The 21,460-nt window shown below is 62.7% G+C and carries 27 protein-coding genes; 16 read left to right on the top strand and 11 right to left on the bottom strand.

What is annotated here, in order from left to right; translation table 11 throughout:
* The first annotated feature begins 85 nt into the window (after positions 1 to 85).
* The 3 genes from LVY75_22545 to LVY75_22555 all read left to right on the top strand — a co-directional run bounded on the left by LVY75_22545 (position 86) and on the right by LVY75_22555 (position 3,171).
* Entirely contained in the window at positions 86 to 478 is a 393-nt protein-coding gene (locus tag LVY75_22545) for a hypothetical protein (protein ID XAZ21602.1), read from the top strand.
* Positions 479 to 1,021: 543 nt separating this feature from the next.
* A complete protein-coding gene (locus tag LVY75_22550) occupies positions 1,022 to 1,657 on the top strand; it encodes a hypothetical protein (protein ID XAZ21603.1) in 636 nt (211 codons plus the stop codon).
* Between the two features lie 164 nt (positions 1,658 to 1,821).
* Complete coding sequence (locus LVY75_22555) at positions 1,822 to 3,171, top strand: carbohydrate porin (protein ID XAZ21604.1); 1,350 nt, start codon at positions 1,822 to 1,824, stop codon at positions 3,169 to 3,171.
* Positions 3,172 to 3,192: 21 nt separating this feature from the next.
* On the opposite strand, the gene LVY75_22560 is transcribed toward LVY75_22555, so the two are convergent.
* Entirely contained in the window at positions 3,193 to 3,591 is a 399-nt protein-coding gene (locus LVY75_22560) for a hypothetical protein (protein ID XAZ21605.1), read from the bottom strand.
* 224 nt (positions 3,592 to 3,815) lie between these two features.
* Positions 3,816 to 4,760 (bottom strand): hypothetical protein, encoded by a 945-nt coding sequence (locus LVY75_22565; protein XAZ21606.1) that lies wholly within the window; start codon positions 4,758 to 4,760, stop codon positions 3,816 to 3,818.
* A gap of 369 nt (positions 4,761 to 5,129) precedes the next feature.
* On the opposite strand from LVY75_22565, the gene LVY75_22570 reads away from it, so the two are divergent.
* Positions 5,130 to 5,345 carry a hypothetical protein gene (locus LVY75_22570; GenBank protein XAZ21607.1) on the top strand — a complete coding sequence of 72 codons (216 nt, stop codon included), beginning with the start codon at positions 5,130 to 5,132 and terminating at the stop codon, positions 5,343 to 5,345.
* Positions 5,332 to 5,691 carry a DUF3140 domain-containing protein gene (locus LVY75_22575; protein XAZ21608.1) on the top strand — a complete coding sequence of 120 codons (360 nt, stop codon included), beginning with the start codon at positions 5,332 to 5,334 and terminating at the stop codon, positions 5,689 to 5,691. Before LVY75_22570 ends, LVY75_22575 begins: the two co-directional genes overlap by 14 nt.
* Positions 5,692 to 5,915: 224 nt before the next feature.
* Here LVY75_22575 and LVY75_22580 read toward each other — a convergent pair whose 3' ends face one another.
* Positions 5,916 to 6,140, bottom strand: coding sequence for a hypothetical protein (locus LVY75_22580; protein XAZ21609.1), 225 nt, complete (start codon positions 6,138 to 6,140; stop codon positions 5,916 to 5,918).
* A gap of 158 nt (positions 6,141 to 6,298) precedes the next feature.
* Positions 6,299 to 6,499, bottom strand: a complete 201-nt coding sequence (locus tag LVY75_22585; protein ID XAZ21610.1) for a hypothetical protein — start codon at positions 6,497 to 6,499, stop codon at positions 6,299 to 6,301.
* A gap of 294 nt (positions 6,500 to 6,793) precedes the next feature.
* Here LVY75_22585 and LVY75_22590 point away from each other — a divergent pair, with 294 nt between their 5' ends.
* The 4 genes from LVY75_22590 (at position 6,794) to LVY75_22605 (ending at position 10,562) form a co-directional block, all read left to right on the top strand.
* A complete protein-coding gene (locus tag LVY75_22590) occupies positions 6,794 to 7,585 on the top strand; it encodes a potassium channel family protein (GenBank protein XAZ21611.1) in 792 nt (263 codons plus the stop codon).
* 95 nt (positions 7,586 to 7,680) lie between these two features.
* Positions 7,681 to 8,121, top strand: a complete 441-nt coding sequence (gene mscL, locus LVY75_22595) for a large conductance mechanosensitive channel protein MscL (protein XAZ21612.1) — start codon at positions 7,681 to 7,683, stop codon at positions 8,119 to 8,121.
* Positions 8,122 to 8,249: 128 nt separating this feature from the next.
* Entirely contained in the window at positions 8,250 to 9,599 is a 1,350-nt protein-coding gene (locus LVY75_22600; GenBank protein ID XAZ21613.1) for a chloride channel protein, read from the top strand.
* 75 nt (positions 9,600 to 9,674) lie between these two features.
* Positions 9,675 to 10,562 (top strand): alpha/beta hydrolase, encoded by an 888-nt coding sequence (locus LVY75_22605; GenBank protein ID XAZ21614.1) that lies wholly within the window; start codon positions 9,675 to 9,677, stop codon positions 10,560 to 10,562.
* A 43-nt stretch (positions 10,563 to 10,605) separates the two neighbouring features.
* Here the strand turns inward: LVY75_22605 and LVY75_22610 are convergent, their stop codons facing one another.
* Positions 10,606 to 11,406: an SDR family NAD(P)-dependent oxidoreductase gene (locus LVY75_22610; protein ID XAZ21615.1), complete on the bottom strand. Its 801-nt coding sequence runs from the start codon at positions 11,404 to 11,406 to the stop codon at positions 10,606 to 10,608.
* An 85-nt stretch (positions 11,407 to 11,491) separates the two neighbouring features.
* On the opposite strand from LVY75_22610, the gene LVY75_22615 reads away from it, so the two are divergent.
* Together LVY75_22615 and LVY75_22620 are read left to right on the top strand one after the other, a co-directional pair.
* Complete coding sequence (locus LVY75_22615; GenBank protein XAZ21616.1) at positions 11,492 to 12,412, top strand: LysR family transcriptional regulator; 921 nt, start codon at positions 11,492 to 11,494, stop codon at positions 12,410 to 12,412.
* 256 nt (positions 12,413 to 12,668) lie between these two features.
* Positions 12,669 to 13,535, top strand: a complete 867-nt coding sequence (locus tag LVY75_22620; protein XAZ21617.1) for a LysR family transcriptional regulator — start codon at positions 12,669 to 12,671, stop codon at positions 13,533 to 13,535.
* Positions 13,536 to 13,541: 6 nt separating this feature from the next.
* On the opposite strand, the gene LVY75_22625 is transcribed toward LVY75_22620, so the two are convergent.
* Both LVY75_22625 and LVY75_22630 read right to left on the bottom strand, forming a co-directional pair.
* Positions 13,542 to 13,745, bottom strand: coding sequence for a flagellar biosynthesis protein FlhA (locus LVY75_22625; GenBank protein XAZ21618.1), 204 nt, complete (start codon positions 13,743 to 13,745; stop codon positions 13,542 to 13,544).
* A 31-nt stretch (positions 13,746 to 13,776) separates the two neighbouring features.
* On the bottom strand, positions 13,777 to 14,736 hold the full coding sequence (locus tag LVY75_22630) for an AraC family transcriptional regulator (GenBank protein XAZ21619.1): 960 nt from the start codon (positions 14,734 to 14,736) through the stop codon (positions 13,777 to 13,779).
* A gap of 103 nt (positions 14,737 to 14,839) precedes the next feature.
* On the opposite strand from LVY75_22630, the gene LVY75_22635 reads away from it, so the two are divergent.
* The 3 genes from LVY75_22635 to LVY75_22645 are packed head-to-tail and all read left to right on the top strand — an operon-like array spanning position 14,840 to position 17,379.
* Positions 14,840 to 15,310, top strand: a complete 471-nt coding sequence (locus tag LVY75_22635; GenBank protein ID XAZ21620.1) for a nuclear transport factor 2 family protein — start codon at positions 14,840 to 14,842, stop codon at positions 15,308 to 15,310.
* Positions 15,307 to 16,398 carry a Gfo/Idh/MocA family oxidoreductase gene (locus tag LVY75_22640; GenBank protein ID XAZ21621.1) on the top strand — a complete coding sequence of 364 codons (1,092 nt, stop codon included), beginning with the start codon at positions 15,307 to 15,309 and terminating at the stop codon, positions 16,396 to 16,398. The genes LVY75_22635 and LVY75_22640 overlap by 4 nt, the downstream gene beginning before the upstream one ends.
* Before the next feature lie 12 nt (positions 16,399 to 16,410).
* Positions 16,411 to 17,379, top strand: coding sequence for a quinone oxidoreductase (locus tag LVY75_22645; protein ID XAZ21622.1), 969 nt, complete (start codon positions 16,411 to 16,413; stop codon positions 17,377 to 17,379).
* A 37-nt stretch (positions 17,380 to 17,416) separates the two neighbouring features.
* Here LVY75_22645 and LVY75_22650 read toward each other — a convergent pair whose 3' ends face one another.
* Both LVY75_22650 and LVY75_22655 read right to left on the bottom strand, forming a co-directional pair.
* Positions 17,417 to 17,836: a nuclear transport factor 2 family protein gene (locus LVY75_22650; protein XAZ21623.1), complete on the bottom strand. Its 420-nt coding sequence runs from the start codon at positions 17,834 to 17,836 to the stop codon at positions 17,417 to 17,419.
* Positions 17,837 to 18,185: 349 nt separating this feature from the next.
* Positions 18,186 to 18,866: an RNA polymerase sigma factor gene (locus LVY75_22655; protein ID XAZ21624.1), complete on the bottom strand. Its 681-nt coding sequence runs from the start codon at positions 18,864 to 18,866 to the stop codon at positions 18,186 to 18,188.
* A gap of 148 nt (positions 18,867 to 19,014) precedes the next feature.
* Between LVY75_22655 and LVY75_22660 the strand changes: the two genes are divergently transcribed.
* Both LVY75_22660 and LVY75_22665 read left to right on the top strand, forming a co-directional pair.
* Positions 19,015 to 19,536, top strand: coding sequence for a DUF4142 domain-containing protein (locus LVY75_22660; GenBank protein ID XAZ21625.1), 522 nt, complete (start codon positions 19,015 to 19,017; stop codon positions 19,534 to 19,536).
* A 14-nt stretch (positions 19,537 to 19,550) separates the two neighbouring features.
* The gene (locus LVY75_22665; GenBank protein ID XAZ25804.1) at positions 19,551 to 19,871 is read left to right on the top strand and encodes a cupredoxin family copper-binding protein; all 321 of its coding nucleotides are present in this window, start codon (positions 19,551 to 19,553) and stop codon (positions 19,869 to 19,871) included.
* A 309-nt stretch (positions 19,872 to 20,180) separates the two neighbouring features.
* Here LVY75_22665 and LVY75_22670 read toward each other — a convergent pair whose 3' ends face one another.
* Positions 20,181 to 21,122 carry a hypothetical protein gene (locus LVY75_22670; protein ID XAZ21626.1) on the bottom strand — a complete coding sequence of 314 codons (942 nt, stop codon included), beginning with the start codon at positions 21,120 to 21,122 and terminating at the stop codon, positions 20,181 to 20,183.
* On the bottom strand, positions 21,119 to 21,406 hold the full coding sequence (locus tag LVY75_22675) for a hypothetical protein (GenBank protein XAZ21627.1): 288 nt from the start codon (positions 21,404 to 21,406) through the stop codon (positions 21,119 to 21,121). Before LVY75_22675 ends, LVY75_22670 begins: the two co-directional genes overlap by 4 nt.
* Positions 21,407 to 21,460: the final 54 nt, after the last annotated feature.

The raw sequence follows: 21,460 nt of genomic DNA on the forward strand, positions 1-21,460 counted from the left end.
CAAGACTGAAACCCTCCCCAACCCTACACCGCCCGTGCCGCATGCCCCCGTTCAGGCACGGAGCAACAACAGAAAGGACCTCGAAATGTCTGCAATGACCAGAACCCTCTTCGTTTCCCTCGGCCTCGCCCTGATGTCGGCACCGCTCGCAGAGGCAAAGACCATGTCGCCCGCTGCCGTCGCAACGATCGGACAGCACAAGCTGCTGACGGATGCCGATGGCCTGTCGCTTTACACCTTCGACAAGGACCAGCCCGGAAAGTCCGACTGCACCCTGCTCTGCGCTCTCGCCTGGCCTCCGTTCGAAGCACCGGCCGGCGCCAAGGCTTCCGGCCCCTGGAGCGTCATCACGCGGCCGACGGGCGTCACCCAGTGGGCCTATAACGGCGCGCCGCTCTATACCTATCACTTCGATTCCCAGCCGGGAGACGTCCATGGCGACGGCGCCGAAGGCGTCTGGCATGTCGCCCGGCCCTGAGGTCGGCTCTCCGACAACTCGCTGAAGAGATCACATCCATCATGACGTTTGCGGAAGGTGCGCGGGAATTGGTACCGCCAAAAACCGCACCATAGGCAATCTCTTGCCGCCCCGACGCTGGCGCGCTCATCCTATTGGCGTCAATGCGCCGGGACGGTTCTTTGAATCTTTACAAGCCCGAGCATAGCGGTCGCGCGCCGTGCGCCCCGCCCCTCTAGTCTCATCCTCAGTGAAAAACCGGAAATCTCCGACGTAGTCGAAAACGCAGTTTCGATCTGCTGAAGCTGGCATTGGTGCAGTCGGTCGATCAGACCACGCCGACAACACAATGTGACGCATGACCGCCTGTTTTTCGAGCAGGACACTTTCTCCCGCTCGCAAACATTCCCCCAATTTTCGCCGGAACGCGGCATAGCACTTATTTGTGGATCACGTGCAATTTCGCCGCGAAAATGCGGCGCCGATGTTGCCAATATGTTCCAAAGCAGCTCTCATCAACCAAGAGGGGGACGCTGATTCGTATTAAGTTATGGTGGCTGGAACGTGCCCAAAACCGAATATGGAATTTACACTGACGTCCTAAACCGTCACCCCGCCGAAAATATCTGTCATGCTTTTGATTTCGCTGCCTGGCTTGGCTGCCCCCTAAACAACTACCTTGTTATCAATTTCGATAGCGAGAGCGCAGAACAATCGGGCGACATCTTCCGGGCGGTCAGACATAAATACCGCGACTGGCTGAACCGTCGCACCAAGCAACTCCACGGCTTCGCCCTGCCTCCCATGTACGTCTACACTCACGAAAATCCGGACGGCCATGCCCACTGTAACTGGGTCGTACATGTTCCTCCCGCCCTGCAAGCTGATTTCGACAAGAAGCGGCTGAAATGGATCGAGCGAGCGCATCGGAATGTACGTCGTTACGATGTGAAGGTAGAACCCGTTTGTCCAGAGACCGCAAAAACCCTCTGTAAATACATCATCAAAGGTACGGATCCGTTGTATGTGAATTATCTGCACCTTCAGGAGTATGCAGAACCACAGGGCCGTGTGTGGGGACGGCGGGCGGGCACCAGCCCGGCGCTCAGTCGTGGTGCAAGGACCGAGGCTGGTTTCGTTGCGAAGCGGGATCGTGGGAAGCTCCGAGCTGCTAACTATGCCCGTCGCAATGCAGCTTGATGCCGCTTGGCCGGATTTGGTTACCTATTTGCTCGAGTGCCGTGCTACGAACTTGCCCTACCGCGCAATCGTTCCAACTATAGCGAGCTTATGTTCGCGCACAGACGCTTCAGATCAGCGCCTGCGCATCCCCCGAAATCAGAGCCTCCGGAAAAGGGACGCGAATGAAGAAGCTACCCGGCGCCGTTCTTGCACTTGCGATCGCCGCCCATGGCGCCGGGGCACGCGCAGACGATGCGGCACCGCCCTCCTACGCGGATACGACACTGACCGGCGACTGGCACGGCTACCGCAACTGGCTGCGCGACCAGGGCGTCACCTTCACGATGTCCCAGACCAGTGACGTGCTCGGCAATGTCTCCGGCGGCCTGAAACGCGGGACGGCCTATGACGGTGTCTTCCAGCTTCAGGGCGATTTCGACATGGACCGGCTGGTCGGCTGGACCGGCGGCGCCATCCATATTTCCGGCTATGCGATCCAGGGCCAGGGCCTGTCCGGCAAGGATATCGGCAATCTCCTGACGGTCACCTCGGTGGAAGCCGATCCCGGCTTCAGGCTTGGGGAATTCTATCTCTCGCAGAGCCTCATGGACGACAAGGTGACGGTCAAGCTCGGGCAGATCCTTGCGGACCAGAATTTCGCGATCAGCAATACGGCGAGCCTTTTCGTCAACTCCACCTTCGGATGGCCGGGCATCTTTGCCGCCGATCTTCCCGGAGGCGGACCGGCCTATCCCTTCGCCGTTCCCGGCGCGCAGATCATCGTCAAGCCTGACGATGCCTGGACGCTGCAGGCCGCCGTCTTCAATGGCAGCCCGACCGGGTCCGACCCAGACGGCAATGCCAATGGACTGGGATTTCCGCTGGGCGATGGCGTCCTGGCGATCGCCGAGGCAGGTTATGCCTATATGCCCGCAAAGGGCGGGACCGGCCTGCCCGGCACCTACAAGATCGGCGCCTGGTACAATTCCGAAGAGTTCGACAGCCTGACCACGGCATCGAACGGCGTTTCGCTCGCCGATCCGCTCTCGAGCGGCAGCCCGCGCCGGCTCTCGGGCAATTTCGCGGTCTATGCCGTCGTCGACCAGACGCTCTGGCAGGAGCCGGGTAGTTCGGACAACGGGCTCAACGGATTTTTCCGGATTGCCGTGGCGCCGCAGCAGGAGCGCAACAGCATGAACTGGTATTTCGATATGGGCCTTGCCTATAAGGGGCTTCTGCCGGGCCGCGACGACGATACCGCCGGGATCAGCTTTGCCTATGCCAGCATGAGCTCGGGCATGTCCGATCAGGTAAAGGCCGAAAATGCCTTCAACGGGACATCTCAGCCGGTGCCGAGTTCCGAAGCCGTCATCGAAGCTACCTATCAGGCGGCCGTCACGCCATGGATGACGGCGCAGCCATTCTTCCAATATGTCATCCGTCCCGGCGGCAATGCAGCCGATCCCGACAAGCCGAATTCACGGATCCAGAACGCGGCGATTTTCGGCCTCAGGGCCGTCGCGTCTTTCTGAGGACCTGTCTCGAAGAGCGTCTCAGTCGGGTTTGCCCGGCACCAGGTCGATCCGTATGTGCCTGGTAGTGACGAAGCCGGCCACTCCGCAGCTTGAATCCCACTCAATGCGGAAATGCTCGTCCACCTTGGTGATCTCCATTCCGAAGATGATGCCCGGTACCACATCGAAATCAGTACAATTGACCGCGCTTACGCCCTCAAGTGCAAAAGTGACGATCGCGTGTTTGTCGAGGACGAAGTAGCCTTTGGCATCCACTTCGTCGGTCATGTTCCAGGCGTGGATGCGCAGCAGCCCGGCTCCGTTACCGGAGAAGGTGATCTCAAGCAGATTGGCATCGTGGAAGCGAGGTACGCGCCCGAACCACTCGAGCAGCGGCTTGCCTCCGGGAATGTCGTGGAGGATGGACGTAGAGGGCATATTTCTCGCGCGTAAGACTGAATGGTTGGGCTGCTTCAAAGGCCTCGAAGCTTTTGGGGGAGCGGCAATGTGAACTCCGAGAACCTGTCGGCAGTATAGCCGACGAGAGCTGCGTTATGCCACCGGCGCGGAATTGACGCTTCTCAAGGCCTCCGGCCCGAGTATCGGCAGGATGAAGCGGCGCCCGTTCACCGGGCGCCGCCTTTCTTTCATGCGAGCGGCTTTTACACGAGCGGTCCGCGGCCGGTCGCAATCAGGTCCTCTTCCTCATCGCGCTGGTGCCCGCCGAATGCGGCGGCCGCAGCGGCGATGAAGGCGCCGACGAGCAGCGAGAGCGAGCCGATCAGCGCCGAGGTCGCAGCAGCCTTGCGGGCCTTGTCGGCGGCAGCCTGTGCCGCAACCTTGGCATCGTCGATCTGCTTCAGCACGGTATCGACCCTGGCGCGGGCATCGGCCTCGGAAAGCCCTGTCCGGGCCGAGACGATGCCGGCAATATAGGTCTTGTCACCATCAGGCACCGAGCCGTTCGCAGCACCCTGCAGCAGGATGCGGGAAATCTCGGCCGTGGCCGCGCCATTATCCTCGCTGGCGCGATTGGAAATATTCTGCGGCCGCAGCAGCGCGTCCGTGAAATAGGCCGTGGCCATGCCGGGGCCGGCCGTATCCGTATCCGACGCCGAGGCTGCCGCGGCAGACCCGCCTGCCACACCGGCGGCCATTGCAGCCTGGCCGGCCGCACTTGCGCCGGCACCCGCAAGCGAGGTCAGCGACGACGCCAGGAAGCCGGCGACGAAGACGGTCGCGAGCGCCCAGCTGAGGAAGCCATGCGCGGTATCGCGGAAGAAGACCTCATTGGTGTGGATGACCGCCCATTTGGTCCTCAGACGCCCGGTCAGATAGCCGCCGAGCGCCGACGACAGCCACTGGACGACGACAAGCCAGATCGCCGCAGTGATGCCGACTGTCGCGGCCGAGCTGCTTTCGCCCGACCAGGGAGAGACCATCGTCAACCCCACGCCGGAGCCGAGCAGCAGCAGGATGAGCGTAATGCCCGTCGCCGCCACGGCGCCGCCGACGATCGGGCCCCAGGCAATGGCAGGCTTCGAGGATTCGACCGGCATCACACCCGTGCGATTGCCGGCGATGACTCTTTCTTCAGCAAGAGACATGGCAGCCTCCTATCGCATGAAGAGCACGAGCAGGATGACGATCGGCAACGGGATACCCAGAAGCCAGAGAAGAATACCGCGACCCATTTGAAAATCCTCCGTGAATTGAATGTGTTCGCGAGAACCGAACGCCACCGAATACTGTTTGTTCCCGAGGCGGAAGCGACGTGGGTGCGTGGAAGTTTGCCCGTTTGGTTCCTTCGAGACGGAAGCGGGTAAGCGGATGCGCACGCGGCCCGAAGGGCCGGATGACGAGGCTGCGGGCGGCAGGCCGCAACACCGGCCCGCACATTGGCCGACGCAATCCTCAACCTTCATGGAACAGGCGACTCCGCCCCGCGTTCCCATTTCAGTAGAAAGGAATATTTCATGGCCCGTAAGACAAAACCGCTCGTCGAAGTCGCCGCCAGAACAGAGGAAGGCCGCGTGCCGCTCGGCATCATGAACACCAAGCAGGCGCTCGACCTGCCCGAAGAGCTGGATGTGGAGATCTCCCATCCGGACGAAGAGGCCGGCGCGACGGATAACTTCATCGACAGGGACGAACTGCGCAGGGTCCGGAGAAAAGCCCATGGCAAAGCATGAGCATGAACCAAGCGACCGCGAGCAGGTGTGGAGGAAATTCCGCAAGGCGGTGAACATGACGCCGGCCACGCTCGAGAAATGGCTGGCGACCGACGAGAGCAAGGCGAACGGCTGGCAGGAGGAAGGCGGCGACGAAACGATCGGCCATCACTCCGGCCGCCGGATCGGCGAGATCAGGCACAAGAAGAAGGCCGACCTGACCGAGGCCGACTATGCCCACATGCGCAAAGTCGTCGGCTACGTGCATCGCCATCTCGCCCAGGGCGGGCCGCAAAAGGACAAGGAGCATTCCCCCTGGCGCTACTCGCTGATGAACTGGGGCCATGACCCCCTGGTCAAACACTGATGCACCCCGTGCATCAATGTTTGATCCAGCGACCCACTACCCCAAGGTCAAGGCGCAGCCTTGATCCCTAAGTCAGGCGCCGCCTTGATCCCATCGGCATTGTCAGAAAATCTATCTTTATTCCGTTCGAGAAAGTGCCCGGAAAACTCCAGGTGAGATGCGACCAGCGTCGAATTCTTCGGATGACCGTAAGTTCGAAGGCTTCAGTCGACCGAACATGTACCTCAAGCGCCATTTTTCCGCGAAAAGAGCGCCCTCATGATCTTGAAGAAATCCTTGATCAGCCGAATGTAGGTCCAATGGTTTGGATATTCGTCATATGACACCTCCCAAGGCGGCGTGCGCGGATCTCTTTTCTTGCGCCTGACACCCCAAGGGCCGACCTTGTCGCCTCCTGATTTCCGCATCGCTCTCTTGAGTGCATCAATCTCGTCGCGCTCTGTCGCCATTTAAGACCCTAAACACTCCGGAAGTCATGAGACGCTCAACGTCGGGGCCGCAGGCGGAAAATTCCGGAGTTCGGTAGCAACTGCCACCAAACCAAGTTGCGTCATTGGCAGGTTTGCGCCGGAAGCGGTCATTACGGTATCGCTCGATCCAAGTATGATTACTGTGGGTTGATGAGGTCGTCAGGGTCGAAATTGTATCCGCCGCTAAGATTTTGCTGTGCGCACTTTGAATGAGCCCAAAAAGTTTGGATGGGTTGATTTTCTCCCGAAAACCAAAGATTTGAAATTTCAATTGCCACCGCTTTGACGTCGTGTTCGTCGATCGTTTGCTTGCAAAACCAGCAACTGAAATCACTCATTTCCTACTCCGTCCAACGCTATTGAAGTTGCGTAAGTTCGGATATCACTTTTCGGATTTAGGGCAATCGGAAGTCCGCTTCGGACCGACTGCGGCCTTTGGTGGCAACTGCAACCGAAGGCCGGAAAATGCCTTTACGACAGCGCAGTCTCGCTCTCAAAAATAGAAGCCAGTTATTTTACGAAGTGTCAGACAACAGCCAGAGTGAAGGCGCCGCTTGATCCATACTCAAGCTTCCGCGCCCCGCGAAAGCCTCGCCTATTGATACCCGTCATACGCGAGCTATTTCGCCGTCATGGATCATCTTTTCGACGACGACACGCATCACAAGAGCCTGCGCGCGGGATTGCGCCGCATCGAGCGGGGCGACGGCCGCAAGGCCATGCTGCTGCAATTCATCTTTACCGTCATAGACATCGCCATCCTCGCCTTCTTCGTGCTCGGACCCTATTTCCGCGCCGCCCCCACCTATCTCGTCATCGATTACGTCATCGCCGTCTGGATCGCCGCCGAGATCGCGGCGCGCGCCGTTGCGGCCCCCTCGCTGCGCAGCTGGATCCTGCGGCCGATGACCTGGATCGATTTCATCGTTCTGGCGACGCTGCTCTTTCCCGATGCGCTCTTCAACTTCGCCTTCCTGCGCGTCATGCGGCTCTGGGCGATCGGGCGAAGTCCGCTCCTGAAGGAGGCGCTGCGCCGGATGAGCTGTGGCTATGCGCTCGATGTCGTGCGCGCGGTGATCAATTTCCTGGTCTTCCTCTTCCTCGTCACCGGCTTCGTCTACACCTCCTTCTTCTACAACCAGCCGGGCGGCGAAGGCTTCGTCGACGCGCTCTATTTCACCGTCGCGACCGTGACCACGACGGGCTTCGGCGACATCACCCTGCCCGGAACGCTCGGCAAGCTGACCTCCGTCGTGACGATGATCGTCGGCATCTCGCTCTTCGTGCGGCTGGCCCAGGCGGTGGTGCGCCCGCACAAGGTCACCTTCGCCTGCCCGCGCTGCGGCCTGCAGCGCCACGATGCCGATGCCGTCCATTGCAAGGCCTGCGGCGAGATCCTCAACATTCCCGACGAGGGCACGTAAGCTGCTGCCCGCCCAAAAAAACGGCCGCGCCCACGGAACCGCCTGCCTTCCCTATCGTTAGGATCAAAGCCCCCCTGAGATCTGAAGGATAGAAAATGAGCGTTATCAGTGAGTTCCAGTCATTCATTGCGAAGGGCAACGTCATGGACCTGGCCGTCGGCGTCATCATCGGCGGCGCCTTTGGCGGCATCGTCAAGTCTCTGACCGATGACATCATCATGCCCGTCGTCGGCGCGGTCCTCGGCGGCTTCGATTTCTCGAATTATTTTTTCCCGCTCTCTTCCACGGTCAATGCGCCGACCCTTGCGGCCGCCCGCGCCCAGGGCGCCGTCTTCGCCTATGGCAGCTTCATCACCGTCGTCATCAACTTCCTGATCCTCGCCTGGATCATCTTCCTGATGGTCAAGGGCGTAAACTTCCTGCGCGCGCAGGTGGAGCACCAGGAAAAGACCGGAGAGACCCCGCCCGCCCCGCCGCCGGCCGATGTGCAGCTCCTGACGGAGATCCGCGACCTGCTGGCGAAGAAGGCGGCGTGAGACGGCAGGCCGGCAGCCCCGCCCTGCCGGCCGCAGCTCAAATGCAATTCCGCTAAATCAGCGGGTGATATCGGGCAGGATTTGGGTCTATACCGGGGCTGCCCCCGAAATCGCCTCCCGAGTCCGCCATGCCGCTTCCCTATCGCAATTCCCGGCTGCTTCGCCGTTCCCGCGTCATCTGGGGATCCTTCTCGCTCTGGCGGCCACGGCTGGTTTTCTGGTGCGGGGCGCTGGCGATCGGCCTTGTCAGCGTCGGTTTTGCCAGGCTTGCCGATCTCGCGCAAAGGGCCTTTGCCGGCCTGACGGCATCGGGCGAATGGTCGTTCCTGCTGCCGCTCATTGTCAGCCCGCTCGGCTTCATGCTCTCGGCCTTCCTTGCCATCAGACTGTTTCCCAATTCGCAGGGCAGCGGCATTCCCCAGGCGATTGCCGCCCGTCACCTGCGCGAGGAGGAAGACCGCTCGCGGCTGCTTTCGCTGAGGATCGCCGCCGGCAAGATCGCACTTACCGTTCTCGGCCTTTTCTGCGGCGCCTCGATCGGCCGCGAAGGACCGACGGTGCAGGTCGGCGCGTCGATCATGCTGGCGGTGGCGCGTTTCGGCGGCATGGCGCAGGCCCGCGGCCTGATCCTGGCCGGCTCGGCTGCCGGCATCGCCGCCGCCTTCAACACGCCGCTTGCCGGCATCGTCTTCGCCATCGAGGAGATGAGCCGCACCTATGAATCGCGCGCCAATGGCGTCGTTCTGACCGCCGTCATCCTCTCCGGTCTCGCAGCGCTCGGGCTTGCCGGCAGCTACAACTATTTCGGCGAGGCCTCCGTTTCGCCGGCTGGCCTCAGCGACTGGGGCCTCGTGCTCGCCTGCGGCATCGGCGGCGGCGCGCTCGGCGCCGGCTTCAGCGGACTTGCCCTGCATTTCGGCCAGCGCATCCGCCGCTGGGCGCAGCCGCAGCCCCTGCCGCGCATGGTGGCGCTTGCCGGCCTCTGCGGCCTGGCGGTCGCCGGCATCGGCATCGCCTTCGGCGGCACGACCTTCGGCACCGGCTACGAACAGGCGCGAAGCGCCGTCGAAGGCCACCCGCTGCCGCTCCTCTTCTTCGCCGGCAAGCTGGTGGCGAGCTTCCTGTCCATGCTCTCGGGCATTCCGGGCGGCATCTTCGCCCCTTCGCTCGCCGTCGGCGCCGGCTTCGGCAGCACGGTCGGTCTGGCTCTCGGCACCAGCATCGCGCTGGCAGCCATCCTCGGCATGACCGGCTATTTCTCCGGCGTCGTGCAGGCGCCGATGACGGCCTTCGTGATCATCCTGGAAATGACCGGCGACCACCAGGCCGTCATCCCCATCATGTCCGTCGCCATGCTCGGCTACCTCACCTCCCGCCTGCTCTCGCGCGAGCCGCTCTATCACGGCCTCTCCCGCGTCTTCATCGCCGCGGCGGTGCGGGCACGGCGGGCAGTCGAACGGGAAGAGGCCGCGGCCTGAGGGCGCGCGCGGCAATCCATCCTTGAACCAAACCCGGCCCTTGCGAGTTCTCCCTGCACGCGAGGGAGAAACACCATGTCCGCAGGTCTCATCGAAGGCTTCCAGCAGCGTCGCCTCCCGGGCGATGGCCTGGAGATCGACGCGCTTGTCGGCGGAAACGGCCCGCCGCTGCTGCTGCTGCACGGCTGGCCACAGACGCGCATGTGCTGGTCGCGTGTCGCGCCTGCCCTTGCCGCGCATTTCACCGTCGTCATTCCCGACCTGCGCGGCTATGGCCGCAGCGACAAGCCCGAAGGCAGCGCCGATCACGAGACCTATTCCAAGTGCGCCATGGCCCGCGACCAGATCGCCACCATGCGCGCACTCGGCTTCGAGCGCTTTGACGTCGGCGCCCATGATCGTGGCGCCCGCGTCGCCTACCGCCTTGCTTTCGATCATCCCGAAACCGTCACGCGCCTTGCAAGCCTCGACGTCATCCCGACGGCCGACATGTGGGCGCGGATGGGCGCGAAGGAGGCCGTTTCGGCCTGGCACTGGTCTATGCTGGCCCAGCCGGACGGACTGGCGGAAAAACTTGTCGGCGGTGACCCGGAATGGTTCGTGCGCTACATTCTCGCGCATCAATCCGCACCCGGCTTCATCTTTCCGGAAGAAAATCTCGCCGACTATCTCGCCTGCGCCCGCGACCCGCGGAGCGTCCATACCTGGGCCGAGGACTATCGCGCCGGCTGGACGATCGACCGCGAGCTCGACGAGAAGAACCGCGGCTGGAAGCTCGACATGCCGCTCCTGATGCTCTGGGGCGAGCGCGGCACGCTGAAAGGCAGGGATGGGCTCGAGCCCTGGCGGGCCTGGGCCGAACAGGTGGAGGGTGAAGCCCTGCCCTGCGGTCATTTCATTCCCGAGGAAGCACCCGATGCCGTCATCGCGCATTTCACCCGGTTCTTCGGCGCGGCGCGCTGACGGCCACCTTCGTGCGCGCCGCCGCCATGAAAGCGTCCCGGCTTCAGAAAGCCGAGCGGATGGTGCCGCCATCGACGCGCAGCGTGGCGCCGCTGATATAGCCGGCATGATGGCTTGCGAGATAGATGACGGCAGCTGCGATCTCATCGGGACGGCCGAGACGGCCGATATCGTTTGGCACCATGTCCTTGACGCAGCCGCTTTCGATGTCCTCCCAGCGATCGCCCCAGCCATGCGCGGGCGCGATCTTTTCCAGGAGATCCCGCACGGCCGGCACGAGGATCGCGCCGGGCGACACGACATTCGATGTCACGCCCGTATCCTTCAGCCGCCGCGCCAGCGAGACCGCGAGATTGTGGCGCGCGGCAAGCGACGCTTCGTAATCCGGCTGCATCGGGATCGGCTGCGAGGCCAGGCCGCCACCGATCTGGATGACCCGGCCAAAGCTGCGGCCGACCATTGCCGGCACCAATCCCCGGATCATCCTGACGGCCGAGACGACGTTGATCTGATAGGTCTCCACCCAATTGACCGGTGTTGCCGAATGCCAGTCGAGATGGTGGTAATGGCCGGCATTGTTGACGAGAATATCGATATCGCCGCCGGCAAGCGCCTGGCGGATAACCGCTTCGGCCCCTTCGTCATCGGCGAGGTCGCCGATCGCCACATCCGCCCTGCCGCCGGCCGAAACGATGGCCCCGGCCACAGCCTCGGTGCGCGCTCGGTCGCGGCCGTGCACCACGACGGCAGCCCCTTCCGCCGCAAACATCTTCACCATCGCCTCGCCGAGCCCCGAAGACGAGCCGGTCACGAGAGCCCGCTTGCCGGAAAGCTGCATATCCATTGTCTTTCTCCATTTCACGATCTTGGATGAGACAAGAATAGGCGCTAGAGATTATCCCGATTAGCCGTTTAAATCGGGACGAACCGTGCCGATATTCCGCACAGTAGAGGGCGGTGGCTTCACCGAAATCAGGGCGGCGATCGCAGTTGCCGAGCATCTGAGCTTCCGCGCCGCCGCCGATGCGCTGTCGATGTCGCCGACGGCGCTGAGCAGCAATGTGCGCGCGCTGGAGGACCGGCTCGGCATCCGCCTCTTCAACCGCACGACCCGCAGCGTCTCGCTGACCTCCGCCGGCGAGGAGTTCATCGCCAGCGTAGCCCCTTCGCTGGCCGCCATCGAACAGGCCATGCAGGCTGCCGGCAGCCATGGCACGCGTCCCTCCGGCACATTGCGCATCAACAGCTCGGTCACCGGCGCCCATGAAATCCTGACACCGCTGATACAGGCCTACATGGCGCGCCACCCGGCCGTACAGGTGGAGCTGTCGAGCGAAAGCCGGCTGGTAGATGTGATGCTGGAAGGCTGCGACGCCGGCATCAGGCTCGCCGAATCCGTGCCGGCCGAAATGGTGGCCGTGCCCCTGCCCTTCGGTCTCGATTTCTGCGTGGTGGGCGCGCCCGGCTACTTCGCCGATCACCCGGCGCCGCGCACGCCGCTCGATCTTGCCGCACACAGCTGCATCCGCTCGCGGGCATCGGGCGGGGGCATCTACCGCTGGGAATTCGAACAGAATGGCGAAACGCTGGAGATCGATGTGCCGGGCGCGCTGACGCTCGACGACCAGTCGCTGATGCTGAAGGCCGCCATCGCCGGCATCGGGCTTGCGTATATTTCCCGGGCGATCGCCGCCGAGGCGATCGCCACCGGCAGGCTTGTGACGGTGCTGGAAGACTGGGTGACGGGCTCCTCACCCCTTTGCCTCTACTACCCGCGCAACCGCAATACTTCCGCGGCACTTCGGGCGCTGATCGATCTGATCCGCGCAGACAGCGGCAGCCGCGGCTGAACCTGGTCGACACTGTGGGGTCTCTGCGCCACCAGGCTGAGGAGCGGCAAGGCCCAGCGCAGGCCATCCCATTCCGGCGCATCGAGCGGATCGGCGAGCGGGTCTTTCCTCTGCCGGCGGCTATGCCTGTGAAGCTCGTTTGTGAGCATGATCCAGTTGAGAAGCATCATCCTGCCTCCATCTATGACAGATGCAACTGAGCTAAGGCGCGGAGCCCGGCAAAGGTAGACGCGCGGATAAAAGGGGGTTTTCATCCGTGAAAGAGGCAAGCTGGGATGACCTGCAGCTCTTCTTCCATGTCGCGACATCGGGCGGCCTGACGGGTGCGGCCGCGCGCACGGGCCTCAGCGCCCCGACGATCGGGCGGCGCATGCTGGCGCTGGAGCGGGCGACCGGACGCACGCTCTTCCGGCGCGGCCCGACCGGCTATCTGCTGGCCAGCGATGGCGAGATGCTGTTCGAGCGCGTTCTCGTCATGCAGGAAGCGGCCGAGGCGATATCGGACTGGCGCGCCGACGTGCTGACCCTGCCGATCGTTTCGACCGGTGCCGATGCCTGGACGCTGCGCTTCATCGCCGATCATCTATCCGAAGTCTGGAGCCCGAAAGACGAATTCCGCATGTGCTACAAGGCGCTCGACACCGGCCAGGACCTGACCTATCGCGAGGCCCATCTCGCCCTGATGCACGGCAGGCCGGAGCGCGGCAATTTCGCCACGCGCCGCTCCCTCTCCGTCGCCCACGCAGCCTATCAGGCCGCCACCTTCAGCGCCGGCAATCACAACTGGATTTCACTGGGAACCGAGATTGCGACAACACCCGCCGACAAATGGACCTTCGAGCAGCCCGACCACTGGATCACCAGCTGGACGAACACGCCGTTGATGCTGCCCCACCTCATCCGCGGCGGCGCCGGCCGCGGCCTGCTGCCCTGTTTCATGGGCGACGCCGACCCCGGTCTCGTCCGCGCCGGGCCTGTGATCGACAGCCTGACCTATGACATCTGGATCACCGTGCACGAGGATGAGCGCCAGCGGCCCGAAGTGCGAACCGTCATCGACAGGCTGAGTGCGCTGTTTGCCGCGCATGCGGGTCTGTTTGCCGGCCAATGCGGGCGCCCTTGAGCGGCATTACAAGACGGCCGGAGGCGCTCCATGCCGCGGCCATTGCGGCGGCTGCACCGCCGGATGCGTGAGGCCCTCCTCTTCGGCCTCGTCATCGCAGGCCGTCCGCAGCTTCGACGCGCTGCCCTCGATCTGGTCGAGCAGGGTTTGAACCTCGTCGAACCGGCCGAGAAGGCGATGGGTGAGTTTCCTGAATCTGCGTCTGGACATGGTGAACTCCTTTGATCCGGAACGCTGCGGATCAAAGAAAGTTCGGCGGGCTCCGCTCTGCCATGTGGCTTGCCGCCGGCAATCCGCCGTCGCGGCGGAAGGCCCCCGGCGTCGCCCCCGTTTCCCGCTTGAAGACGCGGTTGAAGGCGGCGATCGATTCATAGCCGACGGCGCGGGCGATTTCGGCAAGCGGCAGCTGCTGATCCTGGATGAGGCGGCTTGCGCGATAGATCCGCCATCCCGTGAGATAATCGAGCGGGCTCTGGCCGACCACTGCCTTGAACCGCGCGGCAAAGGCCGAGCGCGACATGCCAGAGAGGCGGGCGAGTGTTTCCACCGTCCAGTCCTTTTCCGGCTCGCCGTGCATGGCGTGGATCGCCCGCTCCAGATTGGCGTCACCGATGGCCGCAAGCCAGCTCCGCGTCGGCCCGCCAGGCATGGCCGAATAGGCGCGCACCGCATGGACGAAGAGCAGCTCGAACAGCCGGGCGATGACGGCATCCGAGCCGAGGCCCGGCGCTTCCGTCTCGGCCGCCAGAAGCTCCAGCACCGACTGGAAGGCCAGGCTGCGGTTCTGGTCGAGCTTCAGGTGCAGAAGCGGCGGCAGGACTTTCGTGAGCGGGCGCGCCTCCAGCCTGTCCATCTGGAACATGCCGCTGACGAAGGTGGTGACGGCCCCGCCGCCGCCGACCTCGATCCGGTTTCCGACCCGGAGCCTCTCCACCTCGACGCAGGGCATCGGCAGGGAATCCTCATGGTCGTACATGCGGTAGGGCTCCTCATCCAGCATGATGAAGACATCGCCGCTGCGCAGTGCGATCGGCTCCGGATGGCTGTCCGTCGTCAGGATGCCGGAGCCGCGCACGACGAGCACGAACTTCACCACCGGCTCTCCCGACGAGGCCCAGGCCCAGGGCGCGCTCGCCTCCAGCCGGGTGAAGGTTGCCTGGCGGATGCTGAAATCCCCCAGAATTTCCGTCAGCGGATCCATTTTCATCCTCCACTTTGGACGAACGAGCAATAATCATGGACGTTTGAAGCTCATACGTCCCGACGTCCGCACCCTATATGGACGGAAACAAGGACGGAGAGCAATGACAAATCCTGTTTCCACTGAACAGACAGATCCGATCGGCGAGGTCAGGCGCGCCAAGGCGCGCTATTGCCGCTTCATCGACACGAAGCAATGGGACGATTTCGCCGCCCTGTTGCTGCCCGATGTCGGCATCCGCATGCTCGACCCCGATGGTGGCCTGATCGCCGCCTTCGACGACAGGGATGCCTTCATGGCGGTGACGACGGCCTTCCTGCAGGGCGCGCGCTCCAGCCATCATATCCACAATGAGGAGATCGACCTGATCTCCGACAGCGAAATATCGGCGATCTGGGCGATGGAAGACATCGTCGTCAACGCCGCCCCCGCCCCCGGCCAGCCGGCGCGCATGCACGGCTACGGTCACTACCACGAGACATGGAAGCGGACGCCGCAGGGCTGGCGCATCGCGCGGCTTGAGCTGAAGCGCACCATCCTCGAATTCAGCACCAACCAGGAAACACAGCCATGAGCAAGACACCGATCCGCGTCGGCATTATCGGCGTTCACCCAGACAAGGGCTGGGCGACCATCGCCCATATTCCGGCACTCGCGCAGCTGCCCGAATTCCGCCTGACCGCAATCAGCCACAACAGGCCTGAGGTCGCCAAGGCCGCCGCCGAGAAATACGGCATTCCCCATGCGCTCGGCTCCGCCGATGAACTGATCGGCCATCCCGAGGTCGATCTCGTCGTCATCAGCGTGAAGGTGACGCATCACCGCGAACTGGTGGAAAAGGCCGTTGCCGCCGGCAAGGCGGTGTTCTCCGAATGGCCGCTCGGCATGAACCTTGCCGATGCCACCGCCATGCGCGATCTCGCCCGCGACAAAGGTGTCGCCACCAGCATCGGCCTGCAGACGCGCGCCGTCCCGGCCTTTGCCTATATCAAGGATCTCATCGCCGAAGGTTATCTCGACGAAGTGCTCTCGGCCACCATGGTCGGCTCCGGCATCACCTTCGGCGAAAGCATGAGCGAGACCTTCGCCTATACGCTCGATCCATCCAAGGGCGTCGGCATGCAGAATGTCGTCTTCGCCCATTCGATCGACGGGCTGACCGATATGCTCGCAAGCCGCTTCGAAACGGTGACCGGCAATCTCGCCACGCGGCGCAAGACCACCCGCATCGAGGAAACCGGCGAGATCCTGCCGATGACCGTTCCCGATCAGCTCGTTGTCAGCGGCACGCTGGAAAACGGTGTCGTCGTCGCCGCGCATTTCCGCGGCGGCCTGTCGCGCGGCACGAATTTCCGCATCGAGATCAACGGCACCAGGGGCGACCTGATCCTGACGAGCCCGGTCGGTTATGTCGGCATCGGCGGCTTCACGCTGATGGGTGCGACCGGCGACGAGACCCTGCACGAGCTGGAGATCCCTGCCCGCTACGGCGCCTACCGCTTCGCCGAAGGACCGTCGCAGAGTGTGGCGACCGCCTATCTCAGGCTCGCCGCCGATATCACCGACGGCACGCATACCAGCCCCGATTTCGACGACGCCGTGGCGCTGCACCGGCTGATCGATGCGATCGAGACCAGCGGCGGCAAGCCGCGCAAGCTTTGAAGGAGAGAGAAGATGAAAGCTGTCATCATGAGCGGCCCCGGCGGGCCTGACGTACTGCAACTGACCGAGCAGCCGGAGCCGGTCGCCGGCCCCGGCCAGGTTCTGGTGGAGATTGCCGCAGCCGGCGTCAATTTCATGGATATCGGTGCGCGCCGCGGCGGCCTCTGGAAGGAGATGCCGAATCCGAAGATCATGGGCGTCGAAGGCGCCGGCCGGGTGCTGGCCCTGGGTGAAGGGGTGACGGAGTTTCGGCCGGGCCAGCGCGTCGCCTGGGTCTATGGGCCGGGAAGCTATGCCGAGCGCATCGCAATTCCCGCGGGCTCGCTGGTGCCGGTGCCCGACGATATCGACGACAGGACGGCCGCCGGCGTGATGATGCAGGGCCTGACCGCCAGCCACTTCGCGACGGATTTCTACCCGGTCCAGTCAGGTGACACAGCCCTCGTCCATGCAGCCGCCGGCGGTCTCGGCCTGCTGCTGACGCAGATTATCAAATCGCGCGGCGGCCGGGTGATCGGCCGTGTCTCCAGCCAGGAAAAGGCTGCCATCGCCAGGCAAGCGGGCGCCGACCATGTCATCGTCGATCCTGCCGGCACCTTCGCCGACGAAGTGCTGAAGCTCACCGGCGGCGAAGGCGTAGACGTCGTCTATGACGGATCGGGACCGGAAACCTTCGCCGGCTCGCTCGCGTCACTGCGCCGCTCCGGCACCTTCTGCTGGTTCGGCCCCGTTCTCGGCGGCCCCGGCCCGCTCGACATCATGAGCCTGCCGAAAAGCATCAAGATCGGCTATGCCGTCTTCGCCGACCATATCCACACGCCCGAACTGCTTCGCCGGCATACGGCACAGCTCTTCGAGTGGATCTCGCGGGGTGAGATGACAGTGCATATCGATGCTGCGTACCCGCTGGCCGAAGCGGCAGGCGCGCATGCCGCGATGGAAAGCCGCGCCACGAAGGGCAAGCTGCTGCTGATACCGTGATGGACCTGTGGCGGGTGGACCGACAAGGACGCGCCCGTCACGCCGTCGCCGAACCGCGCGCCCCGACAGGATTGCGTCGGAAGAGTTCGCCGACCAGCCAGCTGTCGAGATAGGCGCGCACTTCGACGATCGTTTCACCCTGGAAGCGGCAGAGCCAGCAGTAGCGGTTGTCGAAGCGCATGCCGTCGCGGGCCGTCGCCATCGAGCGGAGCTCGACGACCGCCCAGTCGCCGTCGATGAGGATGTTTTGCGTGGAGAGCCGGGTGCCCTCGGGCAGCACCTTGTGCAGCTTCTCGAAAGTGGCGGCGAAGAATGCCTGCTTGGAGCGGTAATGGCCGGCAAGCAGATGCGTGCCCATGACCGTCCAGTCCACATCGTCGGCGACATGGGCGAAGAAGCCCGCGCCATCGCCTTGTTCGAGATGCGAAAAGAGTGCCGCGACATGCTCTTTGTTCATGGCACTTCCCCCTGAGCGGCCGGGATGAACAATGACCTGATGAGAACTGATCGAACCCGATGGAACGGGAACGATGCAGCCATCGATAGCATGAGTTAGGAAGTGCTGAAATAGCGCGCACCTGCCGCCAGGCGGGAACGAACGCCGTTCGGGCAAGTTATCCGGGCAACAATCACCTGATCGGATCGCCCGATGCGAATGCTGATGATGTTAATCCTGGCGCTGATGATCGCATCCGTCGTCGGCATATTGGCGGTGCAGATGTTTGGCGGCGGCAGCGCCAAGGGCGACAAGCCGCCGGCGGTCATCCAGCAGCCGGAGCCGAAATAGCGCCCTCACCTTCCGCCCTTTACTTGGGCTCCAGCCGCGCCATCACCCGCTCCGTCAGCCGGTCGCATTTCCAGCCGGCGAAGGGAAAGGCATCCATTGCCACCGGCCCGATCAAAGCGTCGAGTTGGCGGCGCAGCAGGGCGCGGGCGCGATGCAGGCGGCTGCGCACGGTTTCGGGCTTGAGCGACAGCATCTCGGCGGTTTCCTCGACGCTCATTTCCTCGATCACCCTGAGGATGAAGACGAGCCGGTATTCTTCCGGCAGGCTGTCGGTCGCCTCTTCCACGAGTTTCAGGATCTGTCGCTGCGCCATGGTGATCTCGGGATTGTCGATGGGCGAACCGGTGGGAAAATCGACGACGCGGCTTTGCATCGCCGCCGTATCGACGGAGACTTCCGGCATGCGGCGTTGCCTGCGAAGGCGGCCGAGCGCCTCGTTCATGACGATGCGCGTCAGCCAGGTGGAAAAGGCGCTGGCGCCCTGGAAATCGGCCAGGTGCCGGAATGCCTTGAGATAGGCATCTTGCAACGCGTCTTCCGCCATCGCATCTTCGCGCAGAATGCCGCGGGCAACGCGGAAGAGCCGCCGGTTATAGCGCCGCATGATGGCGCGGAAACCCCTGATATCGTTCGCCAGCGCCAGCGCCACCAGCTCGGGGTCGCTTCTATCCGCCAGCGATATCTCTGCCTGAAACGTCATGGCTCATCCTTTTTCCGCATTGGATGCCGGGGCAAGCCAAAGGTTCCCGGCATCGCGAAAAAATCTTTCGGGAACGCCAGCCCGATACCGGCATCCAATCCTGCGTAGGAAACATCGACCGGCACCTATCAGCCGGATGGAGGACCAGATGCACAAACACCTTATCGCCGCCCTCGCCGCCATGGCGCTCTCCGCGCCCGCAGCCCTTGCCGCCGGGCCAGCCCCCACCGATCCACAAATCGCCCATATCGCCTATACGGCCGGCGTCATCGACATCGAGGCGGCCAAGCAGGCGGTCGAGAAATCGAAAGACAAGGAGGTCGTTGCCTTCGCCAAGGATATGATCCGCGACCACGAGGCCGTCAACAAGCAGGCGCTCGATCTCGTCAAGAAGCTGAAGGTGACGCCTGAAGACAATGATACCAGCAAATCGCTGAGTGCCGATGCGAAAAAGGAGCGGGAGAAACTCTCCAAACTGAAGGGCGCCGCCTTCGACAAGGCCTATGTCGACAATGAGGTCGCCTATCACAAGGCGGTCAACAACGCCCTGAAGACGACGCTGATCCCGGCCGCGCAGAACCCGGACCTGAAGAGCCTGCTCGAAACCGGCCTGAAACTCTTCGAAGGCCATGAGCAGCATGCCGAGCATGTCGCCTCGATGCTGAAATGAAGGTCATGAGTGTCATGACCGCCATGGCGATCCTGCCTGGACTTTGCCTTGCGGCCGGCCTTTCCCTTCTCGGGACGGCCGCAAGCGCTGCCACGATCGAGGTGACCATCGAGAAGCTGGCATTCGAGCCGGCGGTGGTGACAGCCCATCCAGGCGATACGATCCTCTGGCACAACAAGGATGTGATGGATCACACCGCGACCTCGAAAGGCAATTTCGATGTGGTGATCCCGGCTGGCAAGTCGGGGTCCCTAGTGGTGAAGGAGGACGGAGCGTTCGACTATCTCTGCCGGTATCATCCGAACATGAAGGGACGGATCGAGGTCGGGCCGTAGGGGCAGCCTTGGGCCTTGCCAGGAATTTTTGGCCGTCAGCCCGGTCGTTGGCAAGGAAGACCCCTCCCCAACCCCTCCCCACAAGGGGGAGGGACTAACCCGGCTGTAGCCGGACACGAAAAACCGGAATTTTGACACTAGGTTCCGGAATTTTCTTAAGGCGCTTCAAGGCCGTTTAAAAAAAATCGGACAATCAAGTCAAGGCGCCGAGGCAGTAGATCTGGAGGTGTTGTCGATCAACCCTCGCGCCGATTGCCGCGGCGGGTTTTCTAGACCGCGCTACCGCAAGCCGATGACCCATGACCTGACTCATTGTTTGGTTTGATCGGTAACGTATCTATTCAGGACAAGGACTGCCGGCACGATCCACTCCCCGCCAGGCATTTTTTCCAGAGCCGGAAGGTGAGCTACCATCGCGTAGACTATGGCCACCGCGGCGGCAGCTTGAAGAACGCCAAAGACCGATTTGGCGGTCCCTTTAATGAAACTCCGAGCCCCCTTCGCAAGGAGTAGCGCGAGGTTTTGGAGTGAGGTCACTAGGGACCATTTCTGCCGAGCCGATGGCGCCGGCACGTCCACCCAATCTGCTGCCTGTTTGAAAGCTGCAGCGACTCCGGGATCAGCTATTTCCGTAGTTGGACCAAACCGCTCACTCAAGGTATTGCAGAGTTCGACGAGAGACTTCAGATCATCCCCGGAAACGCCTGCGTCGATTATGTTCTCATTGAACCGGCGCCACTCGCTGAACTGAGCCAGGTACCCGCTGATGCCCCGGCTATGGCCAAGCGCGAGACCATAGAGATCGGCAGGAAGTTCGTCGCGCAGCTCTACAATTACGCCACGGAGAGAGTCATTCATCATTCCCAATTGAATGATGTTCTGCTGGTTTTTCAAATGCGCATACAGCGCGTTCAGGGCACTGAGGAGGCGTCTATGGTTCGTGCCTTCCAACTCGCCGCATAGGCTCTCGCATTGTTCAACCAGCACGTCACGGGCAGCCCGTATATTATTTTCGTCCTGCGCGTCGAATACTGCTTCTTGCACCCGGACACGTAGCCGGCCTCCGTCAATCTCGAATTGAAAAGGCGCCGGCACCTGAGCTTCTGGAGGCGGATGTTCAATTGCGGCCTGCTTCGCAGTTTCTTCATCGTAGATGGAGAGTGCTCGCGAGGCGAGTGTATGAGCGTGCCACACCGCCGTCTGCAGTACATCAAGTAACCGTGAAGGCGAACCATCCTCAGCCGATATCATTGCCTCAGCGAGAGCGGCCGCGTTTGGCTCCCCCCGGCGGTCAGTGGAACCAATGAGTCATACATCCCAATCCAGTGCTGAGCTTCCGCCAGCCTCGAATGGAAGTCAGCGTCACGCGCGGCCATTCGGTTCAGATGATATTTGAGTTGGTTTACAAGGCCAGGCTGCACGGTACGCCAGAGGCCGTTCGGATACAGTTCATCAAACGCCTCCTCACCGTTTTCCACCTCGCGTAGAGCATGCTCCAGCGAAGCTCGAAGGGCCTCTCGTTCGTTTTCCAGCATGCGAAGGCTCCGAGTTCGGGATCATCCACCAAAGGGTTGGCACTACTTGCAGAC

The sequence above is a fragment of the Sinorhizobium sp. B11 genome (assembly GCA_039725955.1).
GTDB lineage: Bacteria > Pseudomonadota > Alphaproteobacteria > Rhizobiales > Rhizobiaceae > Rhizobium.